Origin of the sequence: Sphingomonas paucimobilis NBRC 13935 (genome assembly GCF_000739895.2) — a bacterium.
Lineage (GTDB): Bacteria > Pseudomonadota > Alphaproteobacteria > Sphingomonadales > Sphingomonadaceae > Sphingomonas > Sphingomonas paucimobilis.
Genome location: NZ_BBJS01000014.1, coordinates 128,403 through 141,804 on the forward strand (window position 1 = coordinate 128,403; position 13,402 = coordinate 141,804).

Sequence of the window (13,402 nt, forward strand, 5' to 3'; positions counted from 1 at the left end):
TCGCACTCCGACCAACAGGGAACTGGAGCGCTTATGAAGATCATTGCCGCCGCCGGCCTCGCCGCGTTGTCCGCATCCGCCACCACCGCCGCTGGCGCACAGACCACTCCACGGCCCGTGCTCGGCGCTCCGACACAGCCCGATCCCTATGCCACCGAGTCTGTGGTGAACCACCCCCGCACCATAGGCTGGCTGGAAGGCCGGACACCCGTGGCGCCGCGTGGCTATAAGGTCGTCAAGTTCGCTGGCGGGCTCGACTATCCGCGTCAGGCGCTTCTGCTGCCCAATGGCGATGTGCTGGTGTCCGAGGCGCGGACCCTACCCAAGCTCGACGCGGAGCCCGAGGTAGAGCGTGGTCAGGCCCTGTCGAAAACGACCGGCTTCAGCGCCAATCGTATCACCCTGCTGCGCGATGCGGACCGTGACGGCGTCGCCGAGCAGCGTTTCGTCCTGCGCGAGGGCCTGAACCAACCATTCGGTATGCAATATGGTGCGGGCCGCTTGTACGTCGCCAATACCGACGGCATCGTAAGCTTCCCCTATCAGCTTGGCCAAACGCGGATCACCACCGCGCCGCGCACCCTCGCGACGCTGCCTGCGGGCGGCTATAACAATCACTGGACGCGCAATCTGCTGCTGAGCCCGGACGGGCGGACGCTGTACGTCTCGGTTGGCTCTGCCTCCAATGTCGGCGAATATGGCATGGACGAGGAAAAGCGCCGCGCCGCGATCCTCGCGATCGACGTCGCAAGCGGGCGCGAGCGCCTCTACGCCAGCGGTCTGCGCAATCCCGTCGGCATGGACTTCGCACCGACGACAGGCACGCTATGGACTGCCGTCAATGAACGCGATCATTTCGGTGACGACATCGCTCCCGATTATCTCGTTGGCGTGCGCGAAGGTGGCTTTTACGGCTGGCCGTACAGCTATTATGGCAAGCAGGATCCTCGCCATGCCAATGAACGGCGTGACCTGCTGGCAACGACCTTGATACCCGACGTGGCCGTGGGGCCGCACGCCGCCGCCCTCGGCATCGCCTTCGCCAAGGATAGGCCCGCGGGGAACCAGCTCGCCTATGTCGCGCGGCACGGATCGTGGAATCGATCGTCCTTCATCGGCTATGACGTCCTCGCCGTGCCCTTTGCGCAAGGCCGGCCGACCGCCGAGCCGCAGCCTTTCCTGACCGGCTTCGTCGCCGATGCGAAGAAGGGCGACGTCTATGGCCGGCCGGTCAGCATCCAGACGCGCGACGACGGTGCGATCTTCGTTGTCGACGATGCCGGCGACACCATCTGGCTGGTCCGCCGCGCTTCGTGATCGCACGAGCGACCGCGTGCATCCTGCCGGTTTTGTTGACCGTGGCGATTCCCACCACGGTCACGGCCCAGTCTCAGCAGGACGTGCCCATAATCGATACCGAGGATGCGACGCTTGGCTCGGCCAGCGTCGGTCCCGGTGCATTGCGCCTGATGGGCAGCGTCGACCTGCGCAACGGCGATTATGCGCGGGGCGCTTATGACGATGACAATGCCGATCTCAGCCGCCTTCCGGTTCACGCCGCATTGGGCTTTGCGGCCGTGTTGCGGAAGCGGCAGGATGGTGAGGGATCGCTGTTCCTGATCGGCCAGACGTCAAACGGCTTCCATGCTCCGGCATCGGATGAAACCCGGTCGCCCCGCAGTTGGTACGAGAGCAATTCGATCGTCGCACTCGCCGCCCGGCCGGTCCAGGGCCTGACCACGGCAATCGCTTATGCGGTGAAGGTCAGCCCCAACAACGTCTCCGCGACGACGCACGAAGCCAGCCTTTCGACCGTCTATAGCACAAAGGACGGGATCGGCTGGTGGCGGCCGACCTTCGTCACGACCCGGCGCACCAAAGGCGATGGCGGGATCTTCACCCTGATCGGCGTATCGCCGGAAGTCGAAGCGGGGGCGCTGACGCTCTCCTTCCCCGTCAATGCGGGGATCGGCTGGGGCGGCTTCTACGCTCCGGATAGCGGTAACCGGACCTATCTCAGCCTGGGTTCGTCGGTGGAGCGGTCGATCGGCAAAAGGACCGCGCTTCGCCTTCAGTTCGTCACGCTCATCCGCGACCGTCGTCTCGCCGATCTCGACGCGCCGCGCGGGACCGATGCGCGCGTCGTGCCGGTCGTCACTCTGGCGCTGACCATCCGATGATGCGGCGGCGGAGCCGGGATATGCTTTGCCGGTCGGGGGTTCTGCCTGTCATGCGCCCCTTTCTCACCGCCCTCGCCTGCCTGACCGCCCTTCCCGCCGCCGCACAGACCGTGCCGCTCGGTGCCAATCTCGAGCGGTTCGACTATCCCGCACCAGTTCGCTGGTTCGAAATGAATTCGCAAGACCGGCCCGTCCGCATGGCCTATCTCGACATCGCCCCTACCGCCGCTGCGAATGGCGAAACGGTGGTCCTTCTCCACGGCAAGAACTTCTGCGCCGCGACCTGGGGCGAAACGGCGAATGGGCTTGCCGCCGCCGGCTACCGGGTCATCGCGCCCGATCAGGTCGGCTTCTGCAAATCCTCGAAGCCCGCGGGCTATCAGTACAGCTTCCACGCCATGGCCGCGCTGACCGCAGGGCTGCTTGATCGAGCAAGCGTGCAGAGAATTACGCTTGTAGGTCACTCTACCGGCGGTATCCTCGCCACCCGGTTTGCGCTCCTCTATCCCCAGCGTGTTGCCAAGCTCGTCCTCGTGAACCCGCTCGGGCTGAATGATACGCTGGCCGAAGGCGTGCCCTATACCGATCTCGGCCGCCTCCGCGCCGAGGAAGCCAAGACCGATGCCGCGTCGATCAAGGCCTATCAACGGCGCAACTATTACCATGGTGAGTGGCATCCCGCCTATGACCGCTGGGTCGCGATGCTTGCTGGACAATATGTCAGCGACGACGGCGACATCGTTCGCGATGCGCAGGCGCGATTGTCCGATATGATCGAAACCCAGCCCATCGCCGCCGAACTGCCGCGTTTGACCATGCCGGTCGCGCTCATCATCGGGCAGCGCGACCTTACCGCCTTTCGCGCCAACACCGCACCGCCAGGCACGCGCGTCCGCACTGTTCCCCAGGCCGCCGAAGAGGCAGTGACGCGCATTCCCCGCGCACAACTGATCCGGTTGAAGGAGTTGGGCCACTCACCTCAGGTCGAGGCGCCTGCGCTTTTCCTTCAGACGTTGCGGACTGCGATCGGCCTTCCAACCTCCGATATTCATTAAAGACGCACGCGTCCCGTTCGCTTCTGTGACGCCTTTATCCGGTGGAGTTGCTCTCTCACGAAGGAAACCAATCTCCATCACGCGCGTCGGGCAAGTGCAACCGGACAAGGATGGATGATGGCGGGCACAGCAGTGGTGACGGGCGGCAGCGCAGGTATTGGGCTTGCCACGGCGGAGAGGCTGGCAAAGGCTGGATGGAATGTCGCGATCGTCGCGCGAGACGCCCAACGGCTGGAAGACGCGCGAGCCATGTTGTCCCAATATGGCGGCCAGATACTGGCGATCAGCGCCGATGTCGCCAATGCGGTGGACGTCGATGCCGCCGCCGACCGGATCGAGCGTGAACTCGGCCCGATCGATGCCTGGGTCAACAACGCCATGTCGACGGTGGTCGCCCCCGCTGATCGGATCAGCGCCAGCGAGTATCAGCGCGTCACCGCCACGACCTATCTCAGCCAAGTGCACGGCACGCTTGCCGCTTTGCGGTACATGAAACCGCGTCGGCGCGGCGCCATCATCCAGGTATCGTCCGGCCTCGGTATCCGCGCGGTGCCACTCCAGGCCGCCTATTGCGCGGCCAAGTTCGCGGTTTCCGGCTTCACCGATTCCCTGCGGGCGGAGTTGATTGCCGACAAGGTGCCGGTCACGCTGACCGTCGTCTATCTGCCGGCCGTCAACACGCCGCAGCCCGGTTGGGCCCGCAATCACACCGGTCGCGAACAGGTGCTACCCGATCCGCTCTTCGACCCCCGGCTGTGCGCCGAGGCGATCGTGTCGGCCATCGAAAAGCCCGAGCGTGAAATCTGGGTGGGACGCTCGACCTTTCAAATGGCCATCGCCCAGGCGCTCGCCCCGGGCTTCGCCGATCGGCAGGCGAGCAGCTTCGCCGAGGATCAACTGGGCGGCCCGATCGGCGAAAAGCCGGGCAACCTGACCGAGCCTGTCCCAGGCCCGGCGCGCATCGACGGCGATGCGACCGACCGCGCGATCGACAGCCGACGCGAGTTCTTCACCTCTCGGCAGCGCGATCTGTTCAAGCTCGGTGTCGCCACCAGTCTGGCGGGTGTCGGTGCGCTCGCCGGATGGGGCGTATCGCGGCTTGTGCCGACGCCTCGACGTTGATGATCGTCCGTCGCATGACCGTCTGTGCGCGGCGCAAAATTTCGTAGGTTTTTCGAATGGCCCTGCACTTCGTGGGCTTTCGCGGCGACGAATATCTCCGCGCGGTGCAGGTCTTCGGACGGCCGGACTTCATCCATATCGGCTGGGATCGCTGGGCCAAGCTTGAGGTGTTTCCAGGCGATGTGGCGGTGTTCGCCAAGGGAACGGCGGACGACGCCCCCTCGGTCTACAGCTTTCCCGATATCCGCGAAGAGTGACACTGCGGGGGTCTTTTGATAGTAAAATGATCCACTTATCGCCATGGCGCGATCCCCGGATGGTCTTGGCAAGACGGCGCGTATCGGGAAGGATGGCCCCGTAAAGCCAATAGGGAGTGGGGCGGATGACGATGCGTGGGATGATCCTGGTCCTGGCGATGCTTTCCGCCAGCGCTTCGGCACAGCGCGCCACGGTGGACGAAGTCGATCCCTTTATCGGCACGAGCGGAGAGGGACATACGTTCCCCGGGGCCGTGGCGCCGTTCGGCATGGTGCAGCTTTCGCCGGATACCGACACGCAATGCGCCCTGCGCGAATGCTATGGCCATGCGGCGGGTTATCGGCATGACGATCCGACGATCGAGGGTTTCAGCCACACCCATTTCTCGGGCGCGGGGCATTCCGATCTGGGCGATCTGCTCGTCATGCCAGTGTCCGGCGACGATGTTCCAATGGACCCGGGGACGCCAGACAAGCCGGGCTATCGCTCCCCTTTTCGTCACGCGACCGAGGTGACGCGTCCCGGCTATTATGCGGTGACGTTGGATCGCCCGGGGGTGCGAGCGGAACTGACGGCGGCGACGCGCGCGGGCGTTCACCGCTACAGCTTTCCCGCTGATAAGGCCGCGCATCTCGTTATCGACCTCCGCTCCTCGCTCTACAATTATCCAGGCAAGATCCTGTGGTCCGGGCTGCGGCTGCGCCCCGATGGGACACTAACCGGCTTTCGTGAGACGCGTGGCTGGGCGCCGGGCCGCAAGTTCTTCTTCGCCATGCGCTTTTCCGCGCCGCTGGTCGCTCATGCGCTGGTGAACCGCGAGGCGGATATAGCCTATAAGGGATTTCAGGGCCCTGGGCGCGGTAGCGATGCGGTGGCCGAAAGACTGGGCCGCGCACTGATGGCACGGCTTGATTTCGGAAAGCTCGACCGACCGCTCGAGGTGAAGGTCGCGATCTCCGGCGTCGACGAGGCAGGCGCGATCGCCAATCTCGACAGCGAGCCGGGCAATTTCGATGCGATCCGCAACCGGACCAACGCCGCCTGGACCCAAGCGCTGGGCGCGATCGAGCTGGAGGGTCCCGCCCCCATGCGCCGGATGGTCGCCACGGCGCTTTATCACAGCCTGCTCGCGCCCAGCATCTGGAGCGACAGCGACGGCCGCTATCGCGGGCCCGACGATCAAGTGCACCGGGCACAGGGTTTCACCTTCCGCTCCACCTTCTCGCTCTGGGATACGTTCCGCGCCGAGCATCCGCTGCTCACCCTGATCCAGCCGGAAAAGGTCAATGCCGAGATCATCCAGTCGCTGATCGCCAGCCGCGAGAACAGCCCCGATGGCATCCTGCCGGTCTGGCAATTCCATGGACGCGAAACCTGGACGATGATCGGCTATCACGCGGTTCCCGTCATCGCCGACGCCTATATGAAGGGCATCAGAGGTTATGACGCCGATGCCGCGCTCGACGCGATGGTCGCGAGCGCGCGGTACGCGCCCTATGGCGGCCTGGGCGAATATATGAAGCGCGGCTATGTTCCGATCGATCGCGAACCCGAAGCGGCATCGAAGACGGTCGAATATGCCTATGACGATTGGGCGATCGCCCACATGGCAGCGGCGATGGGACGGCGCGACATCGTCACCGAGTTCACAAAGCGCGCGGGCAACTGGCGCAACAGCTTCGATACGAAGACCGGCTTCCTGCGCGCCCGCAAGGCCGACGGCAGTTGGCGCGAACCGTTCGATCCTACCGCGATCAACTATGGATCCGACTATACCGAGGGCAATGCCTGGCAATATAGCTGGTTCGTGCCGCACGATCAGGCCGGATTGTTCCAGACGATGGGTGGCGACGCGGCGGTGGTCGCCAAGCTCGATCGCATGTTCGACTATGACAATTCCAAGCTCGACTATAGCCATGCCGAGGATATTGCGGGCCTGATCGGCCAATATATTCATGGCAACGAACCCAGCCACCATGTCGCCTATCTCTACAGCTATGCCGGGCAGCCATGGCGGACGCAGGAACGGCTGAAGCAGATCGTCGACAGCCAGTACAAGCCCACGCCCGATGGCCTGTCCGGCAATGACGATCTGGGCCAGATGTCGGCGTGGCTGGCGTTCACGGCAATCGGCTTCTACCCGGTCACCCCCGGGACCAACCAATATGTCATCGGTCGCCCCTTCCTTCGCCGCACGGTGCTCAACCTGCCCAACGGCAAGCGGTTCGTAATCACGGCAGAGGGACTAAGCGATGCCAATCGCTATGTCGGATCGGTAACGCTCAACGGTCGGCCGCTGGCTCGCGGTTATATCCGGCACGAGGAGATCGTGGCCGGCGGTACGCTGGCGTTCCGAATGACGGCGCGACCCAATCGGACATGGGCCGTCGCCGCCCGTGATCAACCCTATTCCGATACCCATTGAGACCCGCGCCCGTCGTGCGAACCCAAGTGGCGCCCCGCCATTCTCCTTGCTAGACGCCGTCCGATTGTTACCGGCAAGGACTGAATCGATGGAGCGGCTGCTCACGATCATGAAGCGACTTCGCGACCCCGCCACAGGCTGCGAATGGGATGTGGCGCAAAGCTTCGAGAGCATCGCGCCCTACACCATCGAGGAAGCGCATGAGGTTGCCGATGCCATTGCACGCGGCGATATGGCGGAGCTGAAGGACGAACTCGGCGACCTGCTGCTTCAGGTCATCTTCCATGCCCAAATCGCCGAAGATCTAGGGCATTTCGCTTTCCCTGACGTGGTCACAGCGATCAGCGACAAGATGGAGCGCCGCCACCCGCACATCTTCGGCGAAACGGCCGAAGGCGGGCATCATCTCTGGGAGCAGATCAAGGCGGAGGAACGTCGTGCCAAGGCGGCGGGTGGCACGCTCGATGGTGTGGCCTTGGGGCTGCCGGCGCTGATGCGCGCGGAAAAGCTTCAGAAACGCGCGGCGCGGGTTGGATTCGAATGGCCCGATGAAAGCGGTCCCCGCGCGAAGATCGACGAGGAATTGCAGGAAATCGCCGAGGCGGGACCGGAAACCCTGGAAGAGGAATTCGGCGACCTGCTCTTCTCCGTCGTGAACTGGGCCCGGTATCGCGGTATCGATGCGGAGGCGGCACTTCGTTCCGCCAATGGCAAGTTCGAGCGCCGCTTCCGCGCGATGGAGGCCGAGGCCGGCGAAACATTCGCCGATCTCGACCTCGACGCCAAGGAAGCCCTATGGCAGCGCGTCAAGCACCGCGACGGTTGAAGCGCTCATAATCGGACTCGGACAGGCGAACCTCATAGGTCGCCTCCGTCCCCTCGATCACCTGATCGAGCACTTCGCCATGCGCATGGAGCCAAGCGGCCCCCGCCCCGTCGCCGGCGTCCAGCGTGATCCAGTAACGCCTATGGCCCGAGGTCAGCGCGGCAGCAACCTGTTCGACCAACTGGTCGATCCCCTCGCCGCTCATCGCCGACACGGCGACGATATGGGGGCGTCGCCCCGCTTCGGCGAGCAGGTCTTCGCGCAGTTCGCCCTCGACCAGATCGATCTTGTTCCACGCCTCGAACCGCGGCGTTTCGGGATCGACGCCGATCTCGGTCAGAACCGCCTCGACATCGGCGCGCTGCGCCTCGCTGTCCGGATGCGCGATGTCGCGCACATGGATCAGCAGGTCGGCGGACACCACCTCTTCCAGCGTCGCCTTGAACGCCGCCACCAACTGCGTCGGCAGATCGGAGACGAAGCCTACCGTGTCGGACAGGATCGCCTTATCGATGCCGGGAAGCTGAATCTGGCGCAAAGTCGGGTCGAGTGTAGCGAAGAGAAGATCCTTCGCCATGACATGAGCGCCGGTCAACCGATTGAAAAGCGTGGACTTCCCCGCGTTCGTATAGCCGACCAGCGCGATTATCGGCCATGGCGCCCGCTGCCGCCGATCACGATGGAGTCCGCGTGTCCGGCTGACCTGATCCAACTCACGCCGCAATCGCGCCATGCGATCGCGGATCATCCGACGATCGGCCTCGATCTGCGTTTCACCTGGGCCACCGAGAAAGCCGAAGCCCCCCCGCTGCCGTTCCAAGTGAGTCCAGCTTCGCACCAGACGCCCGGCCTGGTAGTCGAGATGCGCCAGTTCGACCTGTAATCGCCCTTCGGCGGTCGCGGCACGCTCGCCGAAGATTTCGAGGATCAGGCCGGTCCGGTCGATGACCTTGGCTTCCAGCGTGGTTTCAAGATTGCGCTGCTGGACCGGGGTGAGCGAACCGTCGAAAACGACCAGTTGCGCTTCTTCCATCCGGACCTGCTGCGCGACCTGTTCGACCTGGCCGCTGCCAATGAGCGTCGCGGGCTTGGGCGAACGGACCCGCAATGCGATCCGCTCGACCACATCCAAGCCGATCGCCATGGCGAGACCGGCGGTTTCGTCCAATCTCGCCTCAGCGTCGCGGGCCGCATCGCCCTGATCGGGAAGAACGATGACGGTGCGGGCACCGCGGGCAAACTCGCCGCGATCGCGGTCAAATCCTGTGCTCAATCCTCGGCCGATCCCGCCTGTTCTTCGGCCAGGTTCAGCGGCCGGGCCGGCTGAATGGTCGAAACGGCGTGTTTGTAGACGAGCTGCGCCATGCCCTCCCGCTGCAGGAGCATGCAGAACAGGTCGAAGCCCGCAATCTGACCCTGCAGCATCACGCCGTTGATCAGGAACATCGTGACGGGGTCTTCGGACTTGCGCACCGCGTTCAGGAAGATTTCCTGGAGTAGCGGCTGCTTCTTCTGATGCTCGTTCATGCCCTCGACGATCGCGGCGACGTCGAGCGGACCCGACGGCATGATCGTGGAAATGGCATGCTTGTAGATGAGCTGGGACTGGCCATCACGGCGCAGCAACACGGAGAAATTGTCGAACCAGGTAACGATGCCCTGAAGCTTCACGCCCTTGACGAGGAACATCGTGACGGGCGCCTTGGAACGGCGCAGCGCGTTCAGAAATAGGTCCTGCAGCGAACCCGATTTGTCGGCCATGGAAGAGCCCTTGTTCTTGGCGGGTCCGTGCCCGCGAGTTGCGCCGTTTCCCGGCGTCGGAACCACGCCCGTGCACCGAGCGCGTCCGATATCTATGGATTGGCGGGGCATTCGTCCAGAGGTCGCTCTGTCCCCGCCACGATCATTCCTCGCGCGTCTCGCTGATCCCCAGCAGTTTCAACTTACGGTGAAGCGCCGAGCGCTCCATTCCGATGAAGCTCGCCGTGCGCGAGATATTGCCCGAGAAGCGACGGATCTGGATGCGCAGATATTCCCGCTCGAAGCTTTCTCGGGCCTCCCGCAAGGGCGCCCCCATGATCGCGGTCGCCCCGCCTCCGCCCATATCGGCCCCGTCGCCCAGCACTTCGGCCGGTAGAAGGTCGAGGTCGATCCGCCCGATCCGGTCGCCGGGCGCCAGGATGATCGTTCGCTCGACGACGTTGCGCAACTGGCGGACATTGCCCGGCCAGTCATAGGATTGCATCGCCACCATCGCGTCCGGCGCGATTTCCGGCGTGCGCACCCGGCGCTCGGCGGCATAATGCGCCATGAAATGCTCGACGAGCGGCGGAATGTCCTCGCGCCGCTCGGCCAGCGACGGGATAGTCACCGGCACGACGTTGAGGCGGTAATAGAGGTCTTCGCGGAAACGTCCCTCGGCAATCTCCCGCGTCAGATCGCGTGCGGTGGCGGAGACGACGCGGACGTCGACCTTCACCACGCGGGTGCCCCCGACACGGCTAAAGCTCTGATCGGTCAGGACACGCAGGATACGCGCCTGGGTCGCGATCGGCATGTCGGCGATCTCGTCGAGGAACAAAGTACCGCCATGCGCCTGCTCAAGAAGGCCGGTACGGACAAGGTCTCCCCCCTCCTCCACCCCGAACAACTCCTCTTCCACCCGCTCGGGCGTCATACGGGCGGCGCTGACCACCACGAACGGCGCATTCGCCCGGTTGCTCCAGCCATGGAGAAGACGCGCCGCCACTTCCTTGCCGACGCCTGCCGAGCCCATGATCAACACCCGGCTGCCCGTCGCCGCCACACGCTTCAGCGTTGCGCGGATGCCGTTGATGGCGTTGGACGAGCCGGTCAGATCGGTTTCGCGCCCGGCACTGGCGCGCAGCGAGGCATTCTCGCGCCGCAGCCGCTCGGTCTCGGTCGCTCGGCCGACCATCAGCAACAAGCGCTCGGCCTCGAAGGGCTTCTCTATGAAGTCGGCCGCCCCCTTGCGGATCGCCGCCACCGCCGTGTCAAGATTGCCGTGCCCCGAGATCACTAGCACCGGGATCGATGGATCACGCCGCTTGATCTCGTCGAGCAGTTCCAGACCGTCCAGCTTCGACCCTTGCAGCCACACATCGAGCAGGACGAGCGACGGACGCCGCACCGCCACCGCCTCCAGCGCCGAATCGCTATCGGCCGCAACGCGAGCCTCATAGCCTTCGTCTTCCAGCACACCCGCGACGAGTTCGCGAATATCGAGTTCGTCATCGACGACGAGAATGTCCAAAGCCATGGTCTTTTTACGTCCGGGTACGAGTCAAAGCGGTGAGCTGGCCCTCCCCGGCCAGTTCAGGTTCGGCGCCCCCCTGGTCCAGCGCCGCGAGGGCGCCGGCATCGAACATCATCGACACGATCGTGCCGCCAGTCGGATTGTCGGAAAAGCCGATCGTGCCGGCATGTTCCTCGATAATCTTGTTGACGATCGCGAGGCCCAGCCCCGTGCCCCGCGCCCGCGTCGTCATATAGGGTTCGATGATACGATCGCGTTCGGGCGGCAGACCGACGCCATTGTCGGCGACCGTGATCGTGACCATGCTCGCCTGCTGGCCGACGATCATCAGAACCTTGCCATCCTTGGCCCCTTCAGGCCTCGCTTCAATGGCTTCTACCGCATTCTTGACGATATTGGTGAGGGCCTGGCTCATCTGTCGGCGGTCGCAGACGAGGGAGGGGACCGGATCGTCCTGAACAAGCTCGAACCGGATCTCGGGATGCGCGACCTCGTGCAGGAACATCGCCTGTGCGCAGATATCGGCGATCGCCTCCTCGCGAAAAACGGGCTTGGGCATGCGCGCGAAGGACGAGAATTCGTCGACCATCCGCCGCAAGTCGCCCACCTGTCGGACGATCGTCTCGGTCAGGCGGCCGAACGTCTCGTCCTGGGGATCGATCACCTTGCCATAACGACGCTGCAGCCGTTCCGCCGCGAGTTGGATGGGGGTCAGCGGGTTCTTGATCTCATGCGCGATGCGGCGGGCGACGTCGGACCAGGCGGCACGGCGCTGATCCAGCAATTGCTGGGTGATATCGTCGAAGGTCAGGATCGGGCCATCGCCGGTCTGCGCGATCCGCACCGCCAGGGTACGCATATCGCCATGAAGCGCGATCTGCACCGTCGCCTCGCGTCGTCCCTGATCGAGCAGTTCGTCCAGCTCGGGCGCGACCTCGCCCAGCTTCCGGCCGACCAGACCGCCCTCATCGGCACCGAGCAGCAGGTCCGCCGAATTGTTGGCGATCCGCACCTGCCGATCGCGCCCGACGGCCATGACGCCTGCCGAAACGCCCGCCATCACCGCCTCGATCAGCGCGCGGCGATTGTCCAACTGCGCATTGGCGGTGACCAGTTCGGTGTTCTGCTGCTCCAACTGGCCAGTCATCTGATTAAAAGCATTGGCGAGCGTGCCGACTTCGTCGCGCGTCCGGGGATCGGGCACGCGCGCGGTCAGGTCGCCCCCTGCGATCCGACGAGCCGCCTCGACCAGTTCGCCGACCGGGCGCACCAACCGGTCCGCTACCGCCAACGCGATCCATACCGCAATACCGACGATCAGCAGCGCGACGGCGAACAGCGCCAGATTGAACTTCAACTGGAGCGAGCGCGCCCGGCCCTGCAGCGCCCGGTAACCGTCCACGACATCCTCGGCGGCGAAGTGCTGCTTGCTGAGGAACTCGGCATTCACGCTGGTTCCGACATAGAGCATGATGCCGCTGCTGTCGGGCAAGGGCGTGACGACCCATACGCGCCGTTCATTGATCCCGACCTCGGGCCGATTGGAACGGCTCGCCTGGTCGATCATTTCCGGTGTCACCAGCTCACGGAAGGTGGCGTCCGAAGGCTGATTGAAGAAATCGTAGAATTTGAACTTCTGCTTGGCGTCATAGGAGAAGAGCACCGCCTCCTCCATGTCGCGCACGATGGTCTGCTGGACGAGATAGTCGTGGAAATCGCGCCGATTCTCGCGTAGCACCGGAAGGTTGCGGCCCAGATCCTGCGACATGGCCCTACCGGCAAAGACCCAACGATTGATGATCTGCTGCTGCGACTGCCGCGCGATGTTCATCGCGTCACCGAACGCCTTGCGCGCCCGATCGGAAATCCAGAACTCGGCCGAGGACTGAAACATCATCGATGCGGTGACGACGGTCAGCAGGATCGGGACACTGGCGGTCAGCGAAAAGATCGCGACGAGCCGGACATGCAGCCTGCCGCCACCGCCAACCGCCGACGCGGCCGCCCGCCGCATCGCCACCCGGCGACCGAGCAACATCAGCAGGAGAATACCGGGGACCAGATTGAGCGCCAGCAATCCTGCGATAACGGGCGGTGCGATCAACCCTTGTGCATCGGTGCGGTGGGCGATGAACCAATAGGTGCCGATGGCGATGGCAACGGCGCCGACGATCACCACGATCTCGATCGCCGGCGTCACCGCAAAACGGTTACGCGGCGTGTCGGTAGGATCAGCAGGCTTCAAAAAGGCCAACATCG

General features: G+C 64.3%; 11 protein-coding genes. 7 read left to right on the forward strand and 4 right to left on the reverse strand.

The annotated features are described in order from the left end of the window. Window positions 1-33: 33 nt before the first annotated feature. The 7 genes from SP6_RS05255 to mazG all read left to right on the forward strand — a co-directional run bounded on the left by SP6_RS05255 (window position 34) and on the right by mazG (window position 7,866). Complete coding sequence (locus SP6_RS05255) at window positions 34-1,317, forward strand: PQQ-dependent sugar dehydrogenase (RefSeq protein ID WP_007403437.1); 1,284 nt, start codon at window positions 34-36, stop codon at window positions 1,315-1,317. Between the two features lie 41 nt (window positions 1,318-1,358). Then, complete coding sequence (locus SP6_RS05260; protein ID WP_156146117.1) at window positions 1,359-2,180, forward strand: hypothetical protein; 822 nt, start codon at window positions 1,359-1,361, stop codon at window positions 2,178-2,180. A gap of 50 nt (window positions 2,181-2,230) precedes the next feature. Beyond that, window positions 2,231-3,235, forward strand: a complete 1,005-nt coding sequence (locus SP6_RS05265) for an alpha/beta fold hydrolase (RefSeq protein WP_007403242.1) — start codon at window positions 2,231-2,233, stop codon at window positions 3,233-3,235. Between the two features lie 117 nt (window positions 3,236-3,352). Next, complete coding sequence (locus tag SP6_RS05270; RefSeq protein WP_037567632.1) at window positions 3,353-4,357, forward strand: SDR family oxidoreductase; 1,005 nt, start codon at window positions 3,353-3,355, stop codon at window positions 4,355-4,357. Window positions 4,358-4,413: 56 nt separating this feature from the next. Beyond that, complete coding sequence (locus SP6_RS05275; protein ID WP_037567523.1) at window positions 4,414-4,614, forward strand: hypothetical protein; 201 nt, start codon at window positions 4,414-4,416, stop codon at window positions 4,612-4,614. Window positions 4,615-4,745: 131 nt separating this feature from the next. Beyond that, the gene (locus SP6_RS05280) at window positions 4,746-7,040 is read left to right on the forward strand and encodes a GH92 family glycosyl hydrolase (RefSeq protein WP_007403362.1); all 2,295 of its coding nucleotides are present in this window, start codon (window positions 4,746-4,748) and stop codon (window positions 7,038-7,040) included. An 88-nt stretch (window positions 7,041-7,128) separates the two neighbouring features. Continuing rightward, entirely contained in the window at window positions 7,129-7,866 is a 738-nt protein-coding gene (gene mazG / locus SP6_RS05285) for a nucleoside triphosphate pyrophosphohydrolase (protein WP_007403595.1), read from the forward strand. Here the strand turns inward: mazG and hflX are convergent. Genes hflX through SP6_RS05305 form a run of 4 tightly spaced genes read right to left on the reverse strand, consistent with a single transcriptional unit; the run spans window position 7,847 to window position 13,400 of the window. Then, entirely contained in the window at window positions 7,847-9,139 is a 1,293-nt protein-coding gene (gene hflX, locus SP6_RS05290; RefSeq protein WP_007403325.1) for a GTPase HflX, read from the reverse strand. The two genes, mazG and hflX, sit on opposite strands and share 20 nt — an antisense overlap. Continuing rightward, window positions 9,136-9,738, reverse strand: a complete 603-nt coding sequence (gene hfq, locus SP6_RS05295; RefSeq protein WP_082052429.1) for an RNA chaperone Hfq — start codon at window positions 9,736-9,738, stop codon at window positions 9,136-9,138. The genes hflX and hfq overlap by 4 nt, the downstream gene beginning before the upstream one ends. A 31-nt stretch (window positions 9,739-9,769) precedes the next feature. Beyond that, the gene (gene ntrX, locus SP6_RS05300) at window positions 9,770-11,146 is read right to left on the reverse strand and encodes a nitrogen assimilation response regulator NtrX (protein ID WP_007403616.1); all 1,377 of its coding nucleotides are present in this window, start codon (window positions 11,144-11,146) and stop codon (window positions 9,770-9,772) included. Between the two features lie 7 nt (window positions 11,147-11,153). Beyond that, window positions 11,154-13,400 carry a sensor histidine kinase NtrY-like gene (locus tag SP6_RS05305; protein ID WP_042468639.1) on the reverse strand — a complete coding sequence of 749 codons (2,247 nt, stop codon included), beginning with the start codon at window positions 13,398-13,400 and terminating at the stop codon, window positions 11,154-11,156. Window positions 13,401-13,402: the final 2 nt, after the last annotated feature.

Excerpts from the sequence above, each read along its gene's own strand:
- SP6_RS05255 (WP_007403437.1), top strand. The coding sequence starts at position 34 with ATGAAGATCATTGCCGCCGCCGGCCTCGCCGCGTTGTCCGCATCCGCC.
- SP6_RS05265 (WP_007403242.1), top strand. The coding sequence starts at position 2,231 with ATGCGCCCCTTTCTCACCGCCCTCGCCTGCCTGACCGCCCTTCCCGCC.
- SP6_RS05270 (WP_037567632.1), top strand. The coding sequence starts at position 3,353 with ATGGCGGGCACAGCAGTGGTGACGGGCGGCAGCGCAGGTATTGGGCTT.
- SP6_RS05275 (WP_037567523.1), top strand. The coding sequence starts at position 4,414 with ATGGCCCTGCACTTCGTGGGCTTTCGCGGCGACGAATATCTCCGCGCG.
- SP6_RS05280 (WP_007403362.1), top strand. The coding sequence starts at position 4,746 with ATGCGTGGGATGATCCTGGTCCTGGCGATGCTTTCCGCCAGCGCTTCG.
- mazG (WP_007403595.1), top strand. The coding sequence starts at position 7,129 with ATGGAGCGGCTGCTCACGATCATGAAGCGACTTCGCGACCCCGCCACA.
- hfq (WP_082052429.1), bottom strand. The coding sequence starts at position 9,738 with ATGCCCCGCCAATCCATAGATATCGGACGCGCTCGGTGCACGGGCGTG.
- ntrX (WP_007403616.1), bottom strand. The coding sequence starts at position 11,146 with ATGGCTTTGGACATTCTCGTCGTCGATGACGAACTCGATATTCGCGAA.
- SP6_RS05305 (WP_042468639.1), bottom strand. The coding sequence starts at position 13,400 with ATGTTGGCCTTTTTGAAGCCTGCTGATCCTACCGACACGCCGCGTAAC.